The organism is Actinorectispora metalli, assembly GCF_056323685.1.
Genome location: NZ_JBREYE010000001.1, coordinates 3,694,058 through 3,713,390, shown reverse-complemented (window position 1 = coordinate 3,713,390; position 19,333 = coordinate 3,694,058). Strand labels below are relative to the sequence as shown.

Here is a 19,333-nt window from a genome sequence, read left to right as displayed (position 1 = left end):
GCATGTGCGGAATCGCGGGCTGGGTCGCCTTCGACCGCGACCTGAGCGGCCAGCGGGCCGTGCTGGACGCCATGAACCAGACGATGGCGCTGCGCGGGCCGGATGCGTCGGGCACCTGGCTCGGCCCGCGGGCCGCCATCGCGCATCGGCGGCTGGCCGTGATCGACCTGCCCGGCGGCACCCAGCCGATGGTGGCCGAGCGCGGCGGTCCGGTCGTGCTCACCTACAGCGGGGAGGTCTACAACTACCTGGAGCTTCGCGCGGAACTCCGGCAGCGCGGGCATTCCTTCCGCACCGACAGCGACACCGAGGTCGTGCTACGCGGGTACCTGGAGTGGGGCGAGCAGGTCGCCGACCACCTCAACGGCATGTACGCCTTCGCGATCTGGGACGACCATGCCCAGAAACTGCTGCTGGTCAGGGACCGGCTTGGGATCAAGCCGCTGTACTACCATCGCACCGACGACGGGGTGCTGTTCGGTTCGGAGCCCCAGGCGATTCTGGCCAACCCGCTGGCGCGGGCGGAGGTCGACGCGGAGCGGCTCGGGCGCATGCTGCTGCGGGACAAGACGCCGGGCAGCGCGCCGTGGGTAGGCATGGCGGAGGTGCTGCCGGGGGCGCTCGTCACCGTCGACCGGTCAGGCCTGCGGGAACGGGTGTACTGGCGGCTGACGGCCGAGCCGCACACCGACGACCTCCCGACCACGGTGGCGCGGGTGCGTGAACTGCTGGACGACGCGGTCGCACGGCAGCTTGTCGCGGACGTGCCGCTGTGCTCGCTGCTGTCGGGCGGGCTGGACTCCAGCGTGGTCACCGGGATCGCCGCCCGGCACAGCCGCGGCCTGCGGACGGTGGCGGTGGACTTCGTCGGGCAGACCGAGAACTTCGCCCCCAACTCGATCTGGGGTTCGCCGGACGCGCCGTTCGCGGCCGAGGTCGCGGCGTTCACCGGCAGCGACCACGAGGAGATCGTGCTGGACTCCGCCGCGCTCGCCGACCCCGAGGTGCGCCGGGCGGTCGTCGCCGCCCGCGGCGTTCCCGGCGGGTATGCCGATATGGACCTGTCGTTCTTCCTGCTCTGCAAGGCCATCCGGGAGCGGTCCACGGTGGCGCTGTCGGGTGAGTCCGCGGATGAGCTGTTCGGTGGTTATCCGTGGTTCCACGACGACCGCGCCACGCAGTCGACACTGCCGTGGCTGGCCACGCCCGCGGGATCGGCGCCGGGACCGGACTGGCCGCTGCTGATTCCGCTGGACCTGCCGGGGCTGATCGCGGACGGCTACGCGCGGTCGATGGCGGAGGTGCCGCGGTTGGACGGCGAGGACCCGGGTTGGCGGCGGATGCGGGAGGTCAACTACCTGAACCTCACCCGGCACGTGAACATGCTGCTGGACCGCAAGGACCGCATCAGCATGGCGGCCGCGCTGGAGGTGCGGGTGCCGTTCTGCGACCACCGGCTGGTGCAGTACGTGTTCAACACGCCGTGGCCGATGAAGAGCTTCGACGGCATGGAGAAGAGCCTGCTGCGCGCGGCGGCCCGTGATGTGCTGCCCGCGTCGGTCGCGCAGCGCCGCAAGAGCCCGTATCCGGAGACGCAGGACGTCAAGTACATCGCCGCGATCCAGCAGCAGTTGGCGCAACTCGCGGCCGAAAGGCATCAGGTCTTCGACATCTTCGACCGGTCCTGGGCCCGCGAGGTCGCGCAGGCGGAACCCGGTCACGTCGTCGGGGCGACGCGGCGGTATGCGGACTTCGTGCTCGATTTCGCGGCGTGGACCGAGGTCTACCGGCCGACGCTGCGGCTCTAGTTGATGCCGAGTGCCGCTTCCAGCGCGCCGGTCACGCCCTGCGCGGGCGGGCTGAGGTAGCGGCGGCCCGCGCTGGTCAGGATGAGGCTCGCCACCAGTTCGGCTTCCTGCTCCTGCTCGGTGGTGTAGCTCGTGCGCAGCAGGGCGCTCTGCACCAGGTCGGTGTCCACGGTGCGGTCGAAGCTGGTCGGATCCAGGTGTTCCAGCAGCTTGGGGACGGTGTGACCGCAGATCATGTGGCCGAGTTCGTGCAGGATGATGTGTTCCTGGTGGAACGGGGAGGTCTTCTCCTCGAAGAAGATGTGATCGGCGACACCGGTGGCGATCCACACCCCGCACGGGGTTTCCTCGCCCGCCCACTCGGCGTTCAGCGGGTGCAGGTAGAGCGGGCGCCCGCGTTGGGCCGCGACGTTCTCACAGAGCTTCTTCGCCGAGAATGGGCGTGGGATGGGCAGGCTTCGCACCGCATCCACGCACCGACGCCGCAACTCCCGCTCAATCATCTCCGACGTATCCCCGCCCTCCGACACGTCCACCCGACACCGATAGAAACTAGCGGCCAGCCGCCCACATTTCCACACCAGGGTGGACAGGCGGTCAGGGTGAGGTGCCATCGTCGTCGAGCTGTTCGATCCTTCGGGCCTGGTCGATCATGCTCAGGATCGCCTGCTGGCTCGCGGCGGACAACCCGTTCGCGCGGAGTGCGATCATCTCGACTCCCCGGTCGCGGAGCACCTCGGCCAGTTCGGGCCGGACCGGCTCGGGAGCGGGTTTCTCGTCGATGAAGAAGGACAGCTCGACGCCGAAGAACTCGGCGAGCGCCTCCAACTGACGCAGCGTGGGGTTGTCCCGCTTGCCGGTGGCAAGCTGGTTGAGATAGGTGCCTGAGATGGACACCCCGGTGGCGTCATGGATCTGCTTGGCCAGCACATGTACGCCCGGGCGCCCGGTCGGCCCCTGAACGCCCTTGATCAGACCTGCGATCTTGTCGGCGAGACGGCACGCCGATCGAACCGGTTCCGCGGCTGACACCGCTCACCCCCAACCCCAGACTCCGGCACTCCGCCGGACCATCAACTGGTACGGGCTGATCGTAGAGGAAACGAGGGAAACCGTAAAACTCAGTTGACAGACGTCGTATATCTCAGTGTAGATTCATCGTCGGGTCATCTACTGGTGTGTACAGCAGTTGGCCCTCGGGGCCCGGCTCCCGGCGTTTCGCCTTTCTGGGGATAAGGCGAACCGCCGGTGACCCGGGCGAACTCTTCCCCAAGCTGCCGAGTCCCGCAGGCGTGCTTCGTGATGCCGGCCGAGGGCGCTGCACGTGGACGTTCCGGCCAATCGTCAAGCCCACGGATTTCTGCCCGGATTCACTCGAACGAGCTTCGACTTGAACCTCGGGGCATTCGCGGGAGTGCATGGTGTCGCCGCAGGGCGACATGATGTTGTCCTGAGGCGACATCATGCGCCCCCGGGGCGCGATCGATCTCAGAACCCCCCGATTTCGAGCGTAGCCTCGGTGGATCTTGGTGCGGGGATGGCGCTTAGGGGTGTCGGGAGGCAGGAAGCGGCTTGTCGACTGCGGGGCAGCGAGCCACTTCTGAACCGCGGGACAGCGGGGCTCTTCTCAATCGCGCGTCAGCAGCGCGCTTCTCAACCGCAGGACAAGACGGATTCTCGGCTGCGGCGCGGCGGACTTCCGGCTGTGGGGACGGCGGCGGCTTCGTGGCTGTGGCACGGCGCGACTTCTCGGCTGTGGGACGGCGGGCGGCTTGTCGACTGCGGGGCAGCAAGCCACTTCTGAACCGCGGGACAACGGGGCTCTTCTCAATCGCACGTCAGCAGGACGCTTCTCAACCGCAGGACAGGACGGATTCTCGGCTGTGGGACAGGCGGCGGCTGCGGGGCGGCGGGCGGCTTCTCGACGCGCGGGTCTAGACCGGTTGAGGCAGGCGAGCACGATCCGGGACACCATCCACTACGCGGGGCAAGTCGTCGACTGAGGAGGTGAACTCGTCCCGGCGCCGGGGCCGGCAGGCGGTGTCGCCGCGAGTTGCCGCTCAAGCACGCCCTGATCTCCCCTCGGCGGCGACGAAGGCCCCACCACCTGGTGGCGCACGGACCTCGATGTCCTCACCGGCTATTCGCGACGCCGCGGGGTCAGTTGGTGAGGAAGGCTTTGAGGCGGCGGTTGACGTGGGTGAGGTCGAAGGTGGCTTCCAGGAGGTGTTCCACGGGGCTGGGGACCGAGCCGTCGAGGCAGACCGGGTCGGTGGTGGTGCGGCCGGTGGGGACGAGGGACTCGACGGTGATGTCGTGGGTCCAGGAGTCGGCGGTGTAGGCGAGGGTGTCCGCGGGGGTGGGGAGGACGTCGGCCACGGCGACGGACTGTTCGTTGGTCACCTCGGACACGAGTCGTTCCGGGCGGCCGTAGACGGTGTCGCCGCGGCGGAAGGTGTGTTCGTCGCAGCCGTGCCAGCCCATGATGATCTGCAGGATGCCGTGCAGTTGGGCCAGTGGGACCGAGCCGGGTACGGCCAGCGTGCGCCACACCTCGGGGGAACTGTCGCGCAGGGTGATCCGGAGTTCGTAACGGGTGCGGTGCGCCACCGCTCGGCGGCAGGTCTGGTGGGCGGCGGAGTCCAAGGCGGCCAGCGCGTCGGGGTCCAGGCCGGTGGTTCGGCCCGCCCACGCCGCCCAGGCGGGCATCATGGTGCCCAGCGCGGCGTCGAGGTCGTCGGACGGGTCCTGCTCGTTCATCCAGTGCAGCAGGAAGACCTTCATCTTGACGGGGCTGATCCGCAGCAGTTGGCCGCGGTCGATGGTCGCGCTGAACTCCGTGAACAGGCCCGCGCACTCCTCCAAGAGGTCACGGGACAACGGCAGTGCCGCGGCCTCGGGGGACTCCAGGAACGCGGTGATGACCTCGTCATGCTCATCCGGATCGACCACCGGCCAGTCAAGATCCGGCTCCTGATCGGACAGGACACGCATGCGGCTGCGCACCAAGGGCAGCAGGTGCATGCCGTTGTCCTCATCGGACACCTCGTCGACCTGGAACATGTAGGCCTGTTCGATCAGCTCGCGGGCACTGGCAGGCGGGATGTCGCGCAGGATCAGGCCGCGGTCGCCGGAGGCGAGGTTTTCGTGGTGCTCGCGGGCGGGCTCGACGTCCTTGCTGAAGAACAGGTCCATCACGCGGCCGCCGAAGTTGTGGTCGATGAGCACCACCAGGGCGTGCGGGTGGCGGCCGTAGAAGAACTCGCACACGATCGTGGAGTGGTCGCCGAAGCGATCGCCGAGGCGCCAGCAGCGGCCGGGTGTCACGTCGCCGACCACGCCTGCCCACACCGGGTCGAGAACTCCCCTTTCGGCAAGGGAATCGGCGGCCTCTCGGGCGCGGTCCGGTAGCGGGCCCATCGAGGACATCACCCGGAACAGGCCCAGTGCGGTCTCCGAGGCGTGGCGCTGCGAGTAGCTGATGATGTCCTCGATGACGTAACGCTCAGCGTCCTCATCGGGAAGGTGACGGAAAATCATGTCCAGGAAGGACGCGACTTCCAGTTCCGCGGCCACCGGATCCGCCATGGAGGGGATCTCTCCGACCTTCTGCAGCAGCCGGGCACACAGTTCGTCCAGCGAGGGCGCGATGTCCACTTCAACCCGCCTCGGCGTTCTTGGCTGACACCCGCGAACGCGGGTTGCACCGCACTCTAACGACGCGGCCGCGGTGACCCGATCGGACGATGCACCTAAACCACTCAGTCCTGGCGTTCAGGCCGTTCAGCCGCACCGAGCCCCGGCCGGGCACCTTCGACTCGCCGCGCAAAGCAGGTCGAGGGTCACAACAACGTGCTCACCACGATGGCCATCGCCGGTGGCGGCGGCACCAAGTCGACCAGCACCAAGCGCACCCACGAACGCGAAGCGACCTCGGCCGGGCCCGAGCGGGCCGTCGGACGCAACGTCGCCGTCTCCCACGGCGAACCACAGCCGCCACGATCGAGCTCAGCCCATTGCCGACCCCGATCGACCGTGCCGCGCCCGGCTATCCCGCAGGCCCGCGAGGGGCCACACAACATGAGTGCCTGTCGGGGAACGGGGCCGGGCGCTCCTGTCGAAGGGGCAACTACCTGTGGGAGGCAATGGCAACCGCGTTCGGTCGAGGTGCGGGCACCCGAAGCACCGCGGGTGGCCTTAGCGGTGATGAAAGCGCAGCTTGCGGCGGCGCAGGACCCGAACGTATGACGCGTCCAGAGTGCGCGCCGGGCTGCGGTACCTCGCAGGCGGCCTGGCCTCCGAAGACGAAATCGCCGTCCGCGCCTATCCCGAGTGTGGCGCATGCCCGAGGACGGCCGGTGGCCCTACACATCTGAGGCGACTGGGAGTCCCTACGCCCCGCCCCGCTGCGGGCCGAAAGCGAGTGCAGGCAGGACGCTCGCCGGGCAAGCGCAATGGATGGGTTCACCCACAACGGTGTCGTCCGCGCCCCGACGGTCCGCACCGGACTTGGCCTTCTCAAGCGACAGCGCCTCGAACGCGGCCTGCCTACAGCACGCGAAGTCCTTGTCGGTGGACGGCGCGGTGCGCGGTCCGATCGAGGCTGCCTGCGCCGGAAAAGCGGCGGCGCCCGGCACGGCCGAAGCCGTGCCAGGCGCCGTGCTCCGCCTGGTTACTTCTTCTTACCGGTGCTCTTCTTGGTGGCCTTGGCCTTCGTCGCCGTGGTGCTCTTGGCGGCGGTGGCCTTCTTGGTGGCCGGTCGGGTGGTCTTGGCGGTGGTGGCCTTGGCCGTGGTGGCCTTCGTGGCCGTCTTCGCCGCGGTCGCCCGCTTCGGTGCCGCGGACGTCTTCGCCGCGGTGCTCTTCGCCGCGGCGGACCGCGTCGAGGTCGAGCGCGTGCTGGTGGCACGAGTTCCCGTGGTGGAGCGCGTCGCCGCGGCACGGGTGCCGGTCGAGCGGGTGCCAGTGGAACGTGTACCGGTTGAGCGGGTGCTCGTCGACCTGGTTGACGGGGCCGTGCTTGCCGTCCTCGTCGTGGTGCGGCTGGTGGAGGTGCTCCGCGTCGCGGGCCGGGCCGCCGAGGCGGACACCTTGGGCAGCTTGCGCTGTCCCGCGATCACTTCCTTGAAGCCGGTGCCGGGGCGGAAAGCAGGCACCGTTGTCTTCTTCACCTTCACGGTCTCTCCGGTGCGCGGGTTGCGCGCCGTACGCGGGGCACGCGCACGCTTTTCGAAGACACCAAATCCGGTCAGGGTGACCTTCGAACCCTTCTGCACCTCGCGGATAACGATGTCGACCATTCCGTCGACCGCTGCCGCAGCCATCTTCTTGTCGCCTTCGAGACGCCCGGCCAACGCCTCGATGAGCTGGGCCTTGTTCACCTTCAGTCCCTCCAAGGGCTGTTTGCCAACGGCCCGTCGGGCCGACTCGCTGGCTCACGTTAAGCCCAGATCAGCCCAAATACCATGCGCCACGCCCAATTTATGCTTGTCACGCGGCGAATTCCACGCGTCAGAGGGAGGCTTGCGCCTACACGTGTTGCGAATCGGCCCGTCGATGCCCACAATCGATCACCCTCGCATCCGCTTCACGGCAAGCGAATCGCGGGTAATCGATCACTTAGTGGACAGTGGTCCTTGGCAGCCAGTGTTGCCGGTCCCTCTCGAAGGCATCGATGGCCTGCGCGTCCCGGAGGGTGAGGGCGATGTCGTCGAGTCCTTCCAGGAGCCGCCAGCGGGTGTAATCGTCGATCTGGAACGGCACTGTCAGGTCCTTGAGTTGAACCGTTTTTTCCCGGAGATCGACAGTCATCTCCACGCCTGGATCACTCTCCAGAGCCTTCCATAGGAGTTCCACATCGGACTGATCGCACTGAGCGGCGAGGAGTCCTTGCTTACCCGCGTTGCCCCGGAAAATGTCGGCGAAACGGGACGAGATCACCACTCGGAATCCATAGTCCGACAGCGCCCAAACGGCGTGTTCCCGCGACGAGCCGGTGCCGAAGTCCGGACCGGCCACCAACACGCTGCCATTCCGGTAGGGGCCCAGGTTGAGGACGAAGTTCTCGTCAGAGCGCCAGGCGGCGAAAAGGCCGTCCTCGAATCCGGTCCGGCTCACTCGCTTGAGGTATACCGCCGGAATGATCTGGTCGGTGTCGACGTTGGACGCGCGCAGCGGGACGCCGACGCCGGTGTGGGTGACGAATGCCTCCATGACTCCTGCTCCTTCTCAGTCCAGGTCCGACGGGGCGGACAGCGTGCCGCGCACCGCGGTCGCCGCGGCCACCAGCGGGGAAACGAGGTGGGTGCGGCCGCCCTTGCCCTGCCGCCCCTCGAAGTTGCGGTTGGAGGTCGATGCCGACCGCTCGCCGGGCACGAGCTTGTCGGGGTTCATCGCCAGGCACATCGAGCAGCCCGCCGACCGCCATTCCGCGCCCGCCTCCAGGAAGACCTGGTGCAGCCCTTCGGCCTCGGCCTGCGCCCGGACCCGCATCGAGCCCGGCACCACCAGCATCCGCACGCTGTCGGCGACGTGCCTGCCGCGCAACACCGCGGCCGCGGCCCGCAGGTCCTCGATCCTGCCGTTGGTGCAGGACCCCAGGAACACCGTGTCCACGCTGACCTCGCGCAGCGGCGTGCCCGCGGTCAAGCCCATGTACTTCAGCGCCTTCGCCGCGGACTCCCGCTGCACCTCGTCGGAGATGGCCTCCGGATCCGGCACCCGCTCACCCAGCGGCAGCCCCTGCCCCGGGTTGGTGCCCCACGTGACGAACGGAGTCAGCGCGCTCGCGTCGATGGTGACCTCGCGGTCGAACACCGCGTCGTCATCGGTGCGCAGCGATTCCCAGTACTCCACCGCCGCGTCCCAGTCCGCTCCCCGCGGCGCGTGCTGACGTCCGGCGAGGTAGTCGAAAGTCGTCTTGTCCGGCGCGATCATCCCCGCCCGGGCACCGGCCTCGATGGACATGTTGCAGACCGTCATCCGGCCCTCCATCGACAGCGCCTCGATCGCGGGCCCCCGGTACTCCAGCACATACCCCTGCCCGCCACCGGTACCGATCTTCGCGATCACGGCGAGGATCAGATCCTTGCTGGTGACCCCATCAGGCAGGCTGCCCTCGACATTGATGGCCATCGTCTTGAACGGCCGCAGCGGCAGCGACTGGGTGGCCAGCACATGCTCCACCTCGGAGGTCCCGATCCCGAAAGCAAGCGCGCCGAAGGCCCCGTGCGTCGAGGTGTGGCTGTCCCCACACACGATCGTCATCCCCGGCTGCGTCAACCCCAACTGCGGCCCGACAACGTGCACGATCCCCTGCTCGGCATCCCCCATCGGATACAGCCGAACCCCGAACTCCTCGCAGTTGCGCCGCAGCGTCTCCACCTGAGTCCGCGACACCGGGTCCGCGATCGGCAACTCCACCCCCACCGTGGGCACGTTGTGGTCCTCGGTGGCGATCGTCAGATCCGCCCGCCGCACCTTCCGCCCCGCCAGCCGCAGCCCGTCGAACGCCTGCGGACTGGTCACCTCATGCACAAGGTGCAGGTCGATGTAGAGGAGGTCCGGCGCCGACCCGTCACCCTTTCGCACCACATGTGCGTCCCACACCTTCTGCGCCAGCGTGCGGCCCATCCCGCTCCTCCGTCAGTTTCGGAACCCAAAGCCCACCCGCCCCAGGTGTGGGTCACACCTTCCGCAGTGGACTTCCCATATACCGAGACGTTAGTATCGCCTCGTGGGACAGCATAGCGGGATAGGCGTTCTTGACAAAGCCGTAGCCGTGCTCTACGCCGTGGCCAAAGACCCGTGCGGCCTGGCCGAACTCTGCAACCGCACAGGCTTACCCCGAGCCACAGCACACCGCCTGGCAGTAGGCCTCGAAGTCCACCGCCTCCTGAGGCGAGGCTCCGACGGCCGCTGGCGCCCAGGCGACGCCCTCTCCGAGCTAGCAGGAAGCGCCAGTGACCCCCTACTGGAAGCCGCCCAGTCGATCCTCCCCAGACTCCGCGACATCACCGGCGAAAGCGTCCAGCTCTACCGCCGAGAAGGCATGCAAAGAGTCTGCATAGCCACCGCAGAACCCCCCTCAGGCCTGCGAGACACCGTCCCCATCGGCTCCAGACTCCCCATGACCGCAGGCTCCGGCGCAAAAGTCCTGACAGCCTGGGCAGAACTCCCCCTACAACGAGCGGTCCTCGCCGAAGCCATCTTCGACGACAGAACCCTCCTCGAAACCCGCCGCCGAGGCTGGGCCCAATCCGCAGGCGAACGCGAACCAGGCGTAGCCAGCGTCTCCGCCCCCGTCCGAGACCCCAACGGCACCGTCATAGCCGCCGTCTCAGTCTCCGGCCCCATAGACCGAATGGGCAGAAGACCAGGCGCCCGCTGGGCAGCAGACCTCCTGGCCGCCGCCGAAGCCCTACAAAGCCGCCTGTAATAAACCCGAACACCCAAGGCCCCATGAGCGCCCAACCACCAAGCCCTCATGGGGCCCACCCACGCCCACAACAGCCCACCCCAAAGCACCCCCACAGGCTCCAAAGCGAAGCCAAGGGGCCGCCCAAAGCGCATCCCCCACCCAAAACCCATCCAGATCCGGAAACCGTCTGTACCCCAGACCATTCAAAACCCCAACTCCCGACAAAGAGAACGCTTCCACCCCCCATTCCCCTTGCCCCACAATGAAACTTGTGACCCAAGCCCCCCAAAGCAATAACCCAAAGATATGCACCCAGGGCCCAACCCCACACACCCGCACCAAAACCCGCATATTCAAGAGGAATACCCACCCGAACACCCATCCGGGAAAGCACAGACCCAACCCACCCCTAGGTACCCACGCAACACATACACCACACGTGTAGCACCCAAGCGAGAACTTTACCCAATGAAAACAGGAACCCAAATACCCAACAAACCAGCCCACCGACAACACCGAAACAAGACTGTGGGGGTCCAGGGGGCGAAGCCCCCTGGTGTGGGGGTGTGGGGGGCTCAGCCCCCCACAGTTATAGCGAAAGGGGTATGGAGGCGCTTTTTGCCTCCATACCCCTCACACCACTGTAGCCCCGACGGGATTTGAACCCGCGCTACCGCCTTGAGAGGGCGGCGTCCTAGGCCGCTAGACGACGGGGCCTTGACCTTGGAACGAGAGAGATCTTATCACGGTGGATTGTGATCACTCTGCTGGGGTACCAGGACTCGAACCTAGACTAACTGAACCAGAATCAGTCGTGCTGCCAATTACACCATACCCCACCGCAGACGTCGTTTGATCTTGGCCGTACTCCGGTGAGGAGGCGGGCGCGGAAGATCAACCGGCGCCGTGCTGTGCGTAGAGATGTTAGACCACAGGCGGGGCGGAACGAAAATCGGCCCCCGCCTGCCCGCGTTCTACCAGCTCCCCGCGCCCATGCCCAGCTCGTAAACCAGCAGTTCCGGCAGCTCGGCGAGGCTGCTGATGACCGAGATGCCCTCGGGGACGGTCGCGCCGGGGTGACAGGCCTGGTCGGGCCGCCGGGGCAGCACGTGCCCGAGACTGCGGTCCAGCCAGATGCCGTGCAGGCCCGCCTGCTGGGCGCCGATGGCGTCCAGGTCGAGTCGGTCGCCGACGTGGACGGTCTCCTGGGGGGCGACATCCAATGCGACACAGGCGGTGCGGAAGATCACCGGGGAGGGTTTCGCGGTGCCGAGTTCACCGGAGATGATCAGGTGGTCGAACACGTCGGCCAGGCCGACGGCGGCGAGTTTGCCCCGCTGGTAGGCGCCTGCGGCATTGGTAATGGCCGCCAGCCGCAATCCGGCCTCGCGCAGCCATTCCAGGCAGGGCATGGCATCGTCGAATAGCTTCCAGGCGCGGCGCATGGCCGCCATCCGCCGCTCTTCCCGTTCGACGGCCTCGGCATCGTCCAGAAACTCGCCCAGGTCGGCGAAGAAATGCTTTGTCCGCACCCTGCGGAAGGTGTCGAAGTCGATCTCACCGGCGGTGAACCGCGGGTAGTGTTCCTCGGTTCTTCGATTCCATAACGGCCATGCATCGTCGTGACCGACCAGCGCCGTCAAAGCCGTCCGCGCAGATGCGACATAGTCAACAAGTGTGTCGTCGATATCAAGACACACCGCCTTAATTTGGTGAGTCCTGACGGTTGACGCTGGAGAAAGCACGGTGGTCACCCTGGAAGACTAGGTGAGCTCACCTCGGCTGCCATTCGGCTAAGAAGGTGATACCTAAACCTCTGGCACGGTCAAGCAGTACCAATCGGTGACAAACGCTGCCGAATCTAGGCCAAATCGATTATCGACCGCGCTTGTCGGGCCATTGAGTCAATGCTCACACCGATCCCTGTAACACTCGATCTTGGTACACATGCACGAGTTCCTCCGGCGGAGTTCACCCGAGCCGACGCTTGACGCTCCCCGCGGGGAGGAGCATGCTCGAGTTATTCATCAAGCGTTGAAAAACTGGGAGGCGATCGGGATGGCGGTGTCGGAGCGCACGGACTGCGTGGTGGTCGGCGGGGGCCCGGCCGGGATGGTGCTGGGTCTGCTGCTGGCGCGGGCCGGAGTACGGGTGACAGTGCTGGAGAAGCACGCGGACTTCCTGCGGGATTTCCGCGGCGACACGGTGCACGCGTCCACCCTGACCCTGATCGACGAGCTGGGTCTCGGCCCGGCGTTCGCCGAGGTGCCGCATCAGTTGGTGGACAGCTTCACGGTGATGTTGGACAGCGGGCCGGTGCGGATGGCGGACCTGACCCGGCTGCCCGGTCGCCACCAGCACGTCGCTTTCGTCCCACAGTGGGACTTCCTGGACCTGCTGGCCGACGCGGCCGCCGAGGAGCCGACCTTCGATCTCAGGATGCGGGCCGAGGTGACCGGGCTGCTGCGGGAGAACGGCCGGGTGGCAGGCGTGTGCTACCGCCGGGACGACGGCACGGAGACCGAACTGCGGGCCTCGCTCACGGTGGCCTGTGACGGCCGTTCCTCGCTGGTGCGGGAGCAGTCGGGGCTGACCACGCGCTCGTTCGGCGTGCCGATGGATGTCTGGTGGTTCCGGCTCCCCCGCACCGAGGACGACGCCAAGGCGGTGGTCGGCAGGTTCAGCTCCGGTCGAGCGGCCGTGTTGATCGACCGCGGCGACTACTGGCAGGTGGCGTACCTGATCCGCAAGGGCACCGACGCGGAGTTGCGCCGCAAGGGCATCGCGGAGTTGCGCCGTCAGATCGTGGAGCTTGTGCCGTGGCTGGCGTCGCGGGTCGACGCCCTCGCCTCGCTGGACGAGGTGAAGCTGCTGGACGTGAAGCTGAACCGGATGCCGCGCTGGTACACCGAGGGCCTGCTCTGCATCGGCGACGCCGCGCACGCGATGTCACCCGTTGGCGGCGTCGGCATCAACCTCGCGGTGCAGGATGCCGTGGCCACGGCACGCGCGATAGCCGGGCCGCTGCGGCGCGGTCAGGTGCGAACCGGCGATCTGGCGCGGGTGCAGCTGCGTCGCTGGCTGCCGACCGTGGTCACGCAGACCGTGCAGCGGGTGATCCACAAGCGGTTCCTCAGCGAGGCGCTCAGCGGCACGCTCGACACCGGGGCCCGGCCGCCGAAGCCGATCCAGCTGGCGCAGCGCTATCCGCGGCTGCAGAGCCTGCCCGCCTACCTGGTCGCGATCGGTCTGCTGCCCGAGCACGCCCCCGACTTCGCCCGCCGCTCCCCCACCACCGCGAAGCGCTAGTTCTCCTTGGTGGCGACGGGGTTGGTGAGGGTGCCGATGCCTTCGATGGTGACGGCCACGGACTGCCCGTCCTTGAGGGGGCCGACGCCCGCGGGGGTGCCGGTGAGAATGACGTCGCCGGGGAGCAGGGTCATCACGGCGGAGATCCACTCGATGAGCTCCGGCACGGTGTGGATCAGGGTGGCGGTGTGGCCGTCCTGCTTGAGCTCGCCGTCGAGTTCGGTGCGGATGGCCACGTCGCCGGGGTCGAGGTGGGTCTCGATCCACGGCCCGAGCGGACAGAAGGTGTCGTAACCCTTGGCCCTGGTCCACTGTCCGTCGGACTTCTGCTGGTCGCGGGCGGTGACGTCGTTGGCGATGGTGTAGCCGAGGATCACCGAGGAGGCCTGCTCCGCGGGCACGTCCTTGCACGGCCTGCCGATGACCACGGCCAACTCGCCCTCGTAGTCGACGCGCTCGGAGCTCGGCGGCAGCTTGATGGCGGCGTTGGGGCCGATCACCGCGGTGGAGGGTTTCATGAAGATCATCGGGTTGGCAGGCGCCTCGCCGCCCATCTCCTTGGCGTGGTCGGCGTAGTTCTTGCCGACGCAGATCACCTTGGTGGGCAGGATCGGGGCGAGCAGCCGCACATCGGCCAGCGGCCAGCGGCGGCCGGTGAACTCGGGCTGGCCGAAGGGGTGCTCGGCGATCTCGGCGGCGAACTGCTGCTCGCTCGAGCTGTCCGTGACGACGGCGACGAAGGCCACGCCCTCCGGGTGGGCGATGCGGGCAAGGCGCATTGCGTGGGTTCCCCTTGAAATCGACTTAGCGGCCCGCCAACCTTACCCAGCGCCCGATCGTTAGCGATACTAAAGACTGCTTTCATCGGCGTGTTATCCACAACCACCCCATCCATCCACAGCCCGCGCCTTTCAGCCGACGCCGAGTTTGTGACGCCGATAGGCTCGGAAAGGGCTGAGCCCCCGGGCGGGCGGGGGGTGTTCACAAGTGGCTGAGCGGGGATCGCAGGATGACGCGGGGTCAGGCCGTAGGGCGTAGTGACTGCTTGGCGAGCAGGTAGGCGGGGAGCATGGCGTTGAACTCGTCGGTGTCCAGGCCGGACAGGCGCAGCATGACCATGCCGCTCGGGGTGGACAGCAACAGGGCGCGTTCGCGTTTCTTGTCGCCGAGGGAGTCGCTGAGGTAGGTGACCTCGGCAGCTTTCGTGTCGCCGATGGTGATGTCGCGGAAGGTGGGCTCGGACAGCTTCGGGTTGCCCGCGACCCAGGTCTCCACCGCCTTGCGGGGGTCCGAGCCTTCGCCGAGGAAGACGCGTAGGAAGCCCAGATGGCCCGCTGGTTTGGCGTCGATCTCGCAGATCGGCTTGAAGCCGCGTTCGGTGAACATCTCGGCGCCTGCGGCATCGATGGGCTTGGGTACCCAGGACGCGGCCAGGTCGAAGGTGACCGGCAGTTCGCAGGTGGTGCCCTTGGCGCCGACCGACGCTGCCTTGGCAGCGGGTTGGACCTCGCCCTGCCAGGGCGGGCCTGCCGGGTCGGCGGACTGGGACGGTGTGGTGGTGCCGGGCGGTGCGGGCTGCTGGGCGTCCTGGCCGCAGGCTGTCAGGACGGCCGCCGCGAGTACCGCGGCGGCCACCTTTCGGATGTCGAGCACTTCCTACCCCCTTGAGTCGTGCGGAGAAGAAGTAAACCCGAGGGGGATTGCACGTTTTTCGAGCGGGGTCAGACCGTCACGCCGAGCTTGGAGGCCTTGTAGACCAGCGCGTCGCACAGGGCCAGCCAGCTGGCCTCGACGATGTTGCCGTGCACACCTACCGTGGTCCACGAGCCGTGGCCGTCGCCGGATTCCACCAGGACCCTGGTCACCGCGTCGGTGCCGCCCTTACCAGGCAGGATGCGCACCTTGTAGTCAGCCAGTTCGACATCGTCCAACCAGGACAGTTGCGGGCGCAGTGCCTTGCGGAGTGCGGCGTCCAGGGCGTGTACCGGGCCGTTGCCCTCCGCGGTGGCGATGATTCGCTCGCCTCCGACGTGGACCTTCACGGTGGCCTCGGAGACTACGACGCCGTCGGCGTGGTGGTCCAGGGTGACGCGGTAGGACTCCAAAGAGAACGGTGGTGCGTCCACTTCGGACACCTCCGCGCGCAGGAGGAGTTCCAGGGAGGCGTCGGCGGCCTCGAAAGACCAGCCGCGGGCTTCCAGTTCCTTGACCCTGCGCACGGCGCGGCCGACCGCGTCGCCCTGGTCCGTCAGGTCGATTCCCAGCTCGCGGCCCTTGAGTTCGAGGCTGGCTCGGCCCGCCATCTCGGTGACCAGGATCCGCTGGTCGTTGCCGACGACGGTGGGGTCGATGTGGTTGTAGAGCAGCGGATCGACCTTGATCGCGCTCGCGTGCAGCCCCGCCTTGTGGGCAAAGGCCGAGGCCCCGACGTAGGCCTGGTGGGTGTCGGGGGCGAGGTTCGCGATCTCCGCCAGTGCGTGCGAGACGCGGGTGAGTTCGCCGAGCGCGCCCGGAGGCAGCACCGGCATGTCGAGCTTGGTGACGAGGTTGCCGACGACGGCGAACAGGTCGGCGTTGCCCGCGCGCTCGCCGTAGCCGTTGGCCGTGCATTGCACGTGGGTGGCGCCTGCCTGCACGGCGGCGAGGGTGTTGGCCACCGCGCAGGAGGTGTCGTCCTGGCAGTGGATGCCGACCCGGAAGCCGGTGCGGGCGATGACCTCGGCGACGGTCTCGGCGAGTTGCAGCGGGAGTTGGCCGCCGTTGGTGTCGCACAGCACGCACACGTCGGCGCCCGCCTCGGCGGCGGCGGTGAGGGCGCGCAGCGCGCAGTCGGGGTCTGCGGCGTAGCCGTCGAAGAAGTGCTCGGCGTCGAGGAACACCCGGCGGCCCTCGGCGACCAGCAGCCGCACGGTGTCGGCGATCATCGCGGCGTTCTCCACCGCGTCGGTCCGCAGGGCGCGCTCAATGTGCCGGATGTCGGACTTGGCCACCAGCGTGACCACCGGCGCCTGCGAGTCGAGCAGCGCGCGGACCTGCGGGTCCTCGCCCGCCTTGGTATCGGCCTTGCGGGTGGCGCCGAAGGCGACGAGCTTGGCGTTGGCGAGTTCGAGTTCACCGGCCGCGGCACGGGCGAAGAACTCGGTGTCCTTGGGCAGCGCGCCCGGCCATCCGCCCTCGATGAAGCCGACGCCAATGGAGTCCAGCAGCCTCGCGACCAGCAGCTTGTCGGCGACGGAGTAGGAAATGCCCTCGCGCTGGGCGCCGTCGCGCAGGGTCGTGTCGTAGACGTGGAAGTCGTCGCCTAGCGGGGCTGCGCTGGTCACTTGTTCTCCTCGGGCGGGCGGTGCTGTCTGGGCGTTGTGCCTGGAGACGGCGCTGGTCCGGGCAAACAAAAAACCTCCCGCGGATGCGAGAGGTCTGCGCGTCGGGCGAAAGTGGCTTCGCTACCCGACGCGCCTGTCGATAATGATCACGCTCACAGCGGTCATGCGCCGAATCGTGCCATAGGCTCCCGCGGAATCCAAATCCCGAGCCGGGTTTCCCACATACTGGAAAGCCACGACGGGGTCTCGCGGACGTTGCGTTTCGCCCTGAAGGACACGACACCGTCGCGAGCGGGCAAACCCGGCTAACGGCGCCGCATTCGGGGCGATGGGCGGGTATGCGCCTTCCGGGCGCAGCCACAACGAGGATGCCCGGCATCCGGAGGCGCGCCATGAACCATCGAATCACCGCGGGACTGCTGAGCTGCCTGCTTCTCACTCTGGTCGGGTGCGATCACGACACCCCGGGACCAGGGAGGTCAACCGGAACGCCTCCCGCGGCGGCCTGCACTCGGGACCTCCCGGTGTCCGCCGGTTGGCTGCACACCTACACCGCCTGCGGCAACAGCAACAACACCTACCTCGAGGTCGCCAACAGCACGGAAGGCGTTCTTTACCTGCGACCCGCGGGTCCCGAGGTCTTTCTCAGCCTGAAGGGCATCCCGGAAAGCCCGCGCGATCTGCCGGGGCAGACGGTGCGGGAGATCGTCACGGGCGAGATCGCTCCCGATCGGGGCCTCTACCTCGCGCCGGGAGCCGTCGCCGCCGTGCGCTCGTTCAACCTCTCGACCAGCGTCGACGTGTGGGTCAGCATCGCGGGAGCGGTCACGCTGAAAGCGCTCGTCGGCAAGTCGGTCGCCTCCTATGTGCAAAGCAGGATGCAGACGCGGGCGCAAGGCTTCGCAGGCAGTGTGAAGGCTTGCGTCCAGGCCTCACAGACGCTGCGACAACAGCTGCAAGCGCCGCCTCAGGCGTCCTCGTTCCGGAGCACGCTCGACGCCTTGGTCGCCGAGGGCTTCGCCTGCAAGCCGCTCATCGACCAAGCGCGGACTTTCGAGGGACAGCGGGTCACCCGGGATGCGGCGGAGGCCTCGAACGAGGTGATGAACGCCGCCAAGGCGATTCGGGGCAATCTGTGGGATGACGTCTACCGGCAGCTGGGCAGGACAGCGGTCAAGATCGTCACATCCTGACCTGGTCGGCGCCGGTTTCGGCGGTACCGGGGGGTACCGCCGAAACCGGGGCGATCACATGTAGTTGCTGCTCTGGCTGGCCGCTGCCGGGCGGACGTTGGACGACACCAGTGCCGCGAGGCGGTCGCCGATGGCGTAGGTGGCGCCGGGAGTGGCTGCGTCCCTCGTGGCCAGATCAAACGCGACGCTGGCCTCGATGCGGCGGGCGGCTTCCTGCTCGCCGAGGTGGTCCAGCATCAGCGCGATGGACAGCACCGCCGCCGTCGGGTCGGCGATGCCCTGGCCCGCGATGTCGGGCGCGCTGCCGTGCACCGGCTCGAACATGCTCGGGTTGCGCCGGGTGACGTCCAGGTTGCCGCTCGCCGCCAGTCCGATTCCGCCGGTCACCGCGGCCGCGAGGTCGGTGATGATGTCGCCGAACAGGTTGTCGGTGACGATCACGTCGTAGCGGGCCGGGTCGGTCACCATATGAATGGTGGCCGCGTCCACGTGCTGGTAGGCCACGGTCACGTCCGGGTGCTGGAGCGAGACCTCCTCCACCACCCGTGACCACAGCGAACCGGCGTGCACGAGCACGTTGGTCTTGTGCAGCAGCGTCAGGTGTTTGCGCGGGCGGTTGGCCGCCCTGGTGAAGGCGTCCCGCACCACGCGCTCGATGCCGAAGGCCGTGTTGATGCTGACCTCGGTGGCGATCTCGTGCGGCGTGTCCTTGCGGAGCAGGCCACCGTTGCCCGCGTAGAGACCCTCGGTGCCCTCGCGGACCACGATCAGGTCGATCTCCGGCGGGTTCTCGATCGGGCTGCGCACGCCGGGGTACAGCTTCGCCGGACGCAGGTTGACGTGGTGGTCCAGTTCGAACCGCAGGCGCAGCAGCAAACCGCGCTCCAGGATGCCGCTGGGCACCGAGGGGTCGCCGACCGCGCCGAGCAGGATCGCGTCGTGTTGACGTAGTTCGCCCAGCACCGACTCGGGCAACAGTTCCCCGGTGGAGTGCCAGCGCGCCGCACCAAGGTCGTACCGGGTGATCTCCGCGTCGGGCATCACCTCACCGAGTACTTTGAGTGCCTCGGCTATGACCTCGGGCCCGATCCCGTCTCCTGGGATCACCGCGAGCCGCATCTATACACCTCCCGGGTACTGGTCCCAATTCTCGGGACCATCCGCTGCGCGAAGGCTACCGGCAAACCGGCACCGATCCGCATACCAAACACGCGCGAAAGCTGATCTATCCCGTTCTGCGGGACACTCGTTCGGGTGACGGCGCTCCACGATCGGGTCGCGC

At 67.7% G+C, this 19,333-nt stretch carries 15 protein-coding genes and 2 tRNA genes; 4 read left to right on the top strand and 13 right to left on the bottom strand.

The features are described 5' to 3' along the window. The first annotated feature begins 2 nt into the window (after positions 1 to 2). Positions 3 to 1,808, top strand: a complete 1,806-nt coding sequence (asnB, locus tag ACU6XJ_RS17405; protein WP_476312444.1) for an asparagine synthase (glutamine-hydrolyzing) — start codon at positions 3 to 5, stop codon at positions 1,806 to 1,808. On the opposite strand, the gene ACU6XJ_RS17400 is transcribed toward asnB, so the two are convergent. The 6 genes from ACU6XJ_RS17400 to leuC all read right to left on the bottom strand — a co-directional run bounded on the left by ACU6XJ_RS17400 (position 1,805) and on the right by leuC (position 9,439). Next, the gene (locus ACU6XJ_RS17400; protein ID WP_476312442.1) at positions 1,805 to 2,281 is read right to left on the bottom strand and encodes a hypothetical protein; all 477 of its coding nucleotides are present in this window, start codon (positions 2,279 to 2,281) and stop codon (positions 1,805 to 1,807) included. The genes asnB and ACU6XJ_RS17400 overlap by 4 nt on opposite strands. Positions 2,282 to 2,405: 124 nt before the next feature. After that, a complete protein-coding gene (locus tag ACU6XJ_RS17395; protein WP_476312440.1) occupies positions 2,406 to 2,840 on the bottom strand; it encodes an XRE family transcriptional regulator in 435 nt (144 codons plus the stop codon). A 1,128-nt stretch (positions 2,841 to 3,968) separates the two neighbouring features. Further along, complete coding sequence (locus tag ACU6XJ_RS17390; protein ID WP_476312437.1) at positions 3,969 to 5,465, bottom strand: plasmid pRiA4b ORF-3 family protein; 1,497 nt, start codon at positions 5,463 to 5,465, stop codon at positions 3,969 to 3,971. A 1,015-nt stretch (positions 5,466 to 6,480) separates the two neighbouring features. Beyond that, positions 6,481 to 7,188, bottom strand: coding sequence for an HU family DNA-binding protein (locus tag ACU6XJ_RS17385; protein ID WP_476312434.1), 708 nt, complete (start codon positions 7,186 to 7,188; stop codon positions 6,481 to 6,483). A gap of 238 nt (positions 7,189 to 7,426) precedes the next feature. Then, complete coding sequence (gene leuD, locus ACU6XJ_RS17380; RefSeq protein ID WP_476312432.1) at positions 7,427 to 8,020, bottom strand: 3-isopropylmalate dehydratase small subunit; 594 nt, start codon at positions 8,018 to 8,020, stop codon at positions 7,427 to 7,429. 15 nt (positions 8,021 to 8,035) lie between these two features. Continuing rightward, positions 8,036 to 9,439 (bottom strand): 3-isopropylmalate dehydratase large subunit, encoded by a 1,404-nt coding sequence (gene leuC / locus ACU6XJ_RS17375; protein WP_476312429.1) that lies wholly within the window; start codon positions 9,437 to 9,439, stop codon positions 8,036 to 8,038. Positions 9,440 to 9,542: 103 nt separating this feature from the next. On the opposite strand from leuC, the gene ACU6XJ_RS17370 reads away from it, so the two are divergent. After that, positions 9,543 to 10,244, top strand: a complete 702-nt coding sequence (locus tag ACU6XJ_RS17370; RefSeq protein ID WP_476312426.1) for an IclR family transcriptional regulator — start codon at positions 9,543 to 9,545, stop codon at positions 10,242 to 10,244. Between the two features lie 626 nt (positions 10,245 to 10,870). Here ACU6XJ_RS17370 and ACU6XJ_RS17365 read toward each other — a convergent pair. From ACU6XJ_RS17365 to ACU6XJ_RS17355, 3 genes are all read right to left on the bottom strand, one after another. Beyond that, a tRNA-Glu gene (locus tag ACU6XJ_RS17365) sits at positions 10,871 to 10,943 on the bottom strand. Between the two features lie 50 nt (positions 10,944 to 10,993). Beyond that, positions 10,994 to 11,065 (bottom strand) — tRNA-Gln (locus ACU6XJ_RS17360). Between the two features lie 135 nt (positions 11,066 to 11,200). Beyond that, the gene (locus ACU6XJ_RS17355) at positions 11,201 to 11,980 is read right to left on the bottom strand and encodes an HAD family hydrolase (RefSeq protein ID WP_476312423.1); all 780 of its coding nucleotides are present in this window, start codon (positions 11,978 to 11,980) and stop codon (positions 11,201 to 11,203) included. Positions 11,981 to 12,284: 304 nt separating this feature from the next. Here ACU6XJ_RS17355 and ACU6XJ_RS17350 point away from each other — a divergent pair, with 304 nt between their 5' ends. Further along, a complete protein-coding gene (locus ACU6XJ_RS17350) occupies positions 12,285 to 13,535 on the top strand; it encodes an FAD-dependent oxidoreductase (protein ID WP_476314078.1) in 1,251 nt (416 codons plus the stop codon). Here ACU6XJ_RS17350 and ACU6XJ_RS17345 read toward each other — a convergent pair. From ACU6XJ_RS17345 to cimA, 3 genes are all read right to left on the bottom strand, one after another. After that, the gene (locus tag ACU6XJ_RS17345) at positions 13,532 to 14,314 is read right to left on the bottom strand and encodes a fumarylacetoacetate hydrolase family protein (RefSeq protein WP_476312420.1); all 783 of its coding nucleotides are present in this window, start codon (positions 14,312 to 14,314) and stop codon (positions 13,532 to 13,534) included. The genes ACU6XJ_RS17350 and ACU6XJ_RS17345 overlap by 4 nt on opposite strands. Positions 14,315 to 14,555: 241 nt before the next feature. Then, a complete protein-coding gene (locus ACU6XJ_RS17340) occupies positions 14,556 to 15,188 on the bottom strand; it encodes a lipoprotein (protein ID WP_476312417.1) in 633 nt (210 codons plus the stop codon). A gap of 68 nt (positions 15,189 to 15,256) precedes the next feature. Continuing rightward, positions 15,257 to 16,858, bottom strand: a complete 1,602-nt coding sequence (gene cimA, locus ACU6XJ_RS17335; RefSeq protein WP_476312415.1) for a citramalate synthase — start codon at positions 16,856 to 16,858, stop codon at positions 15,257 to 15,259. 524 nt (positions 16,859 to 17,382) lie between these two features. Here cimA and ACU6XJ_RS17330 point away from each other — a divergent pair. Next, complete coding sequence (locus ACU6XJ_RS17330) at positions 17,383 to 18,051, top strand: hypothetical protein (protein WP_476312412.1); 669 nt, start codon at positions 17,383 to 17,385, stop codon at positions 18,049 to 18,051. Positions 18,052 to 18,105: 54 nt separating this feature from the next. Here the strand turns inward: ACU6XJ_RS17330 and ACU6XJ_RS17325 are convergent, their stop codons facing one another. Further along, positions 18,106 to 19,170: a 3-isopropylmalate dehydrogenase gene (locus tag ACU6XJ_RS17325; RefSeq protein ID WP_476312409.1), complete on the bottom strand. Its 1,065-nt coding sequence runs from the start codon at positions 19,168 to 19,170 to the stop codon at positions 18,106 to 18,108. Positions 19,171 to 19,333: the final 163 nt, after the last annotated feature.

Bases quoted from the DNA above. Each gene is read 5' to 3' on its own strand.
- leuC (WP_476312429.1), bottom strand. From the start codon at position 9,439: ATGGGCCGCACGCTGGCGCAGAAGGTGTGGGACGCACATGTGGTGCGA.
- ACU6XJ_RS17325 (WP_476312409.1), bottom strand. From the start codon at position 19,170: ATGCGGCTCGCGGTGATCCCAGGAGACGGGATCGGGCCCGAGGTCATA.
- leuD (WP_476312432.1), bottom strand. From the start codon at position 8,020: ATGGAGGCATTCGTCACCCACACCGGCGTCGGCGTCCCGCTGCGCGCG.
- asnB (WP_476312444.1), top strand. From the start codon at position 3: ATGTGCGGAATCGCGGGCTGGGTCGCCTTCGACCGCGACCTGAGCGGC.
- ACU6XJ_RS17345 (WP_476312420.1), bottom strand. From the start codon at position 14,314: ATGCGCCTTGCCCGCATCGCCCACCCGGAGGGCGTGGCCTTCGTCGCC.
- ACU6XJ_RS17350 (WP_476314078.1), top strand. From the start codon at position 12,285: ATGGCGGTGTCGGAGCGCACGGACTGCGTGGTGGTCGGCGGGGGCCCG.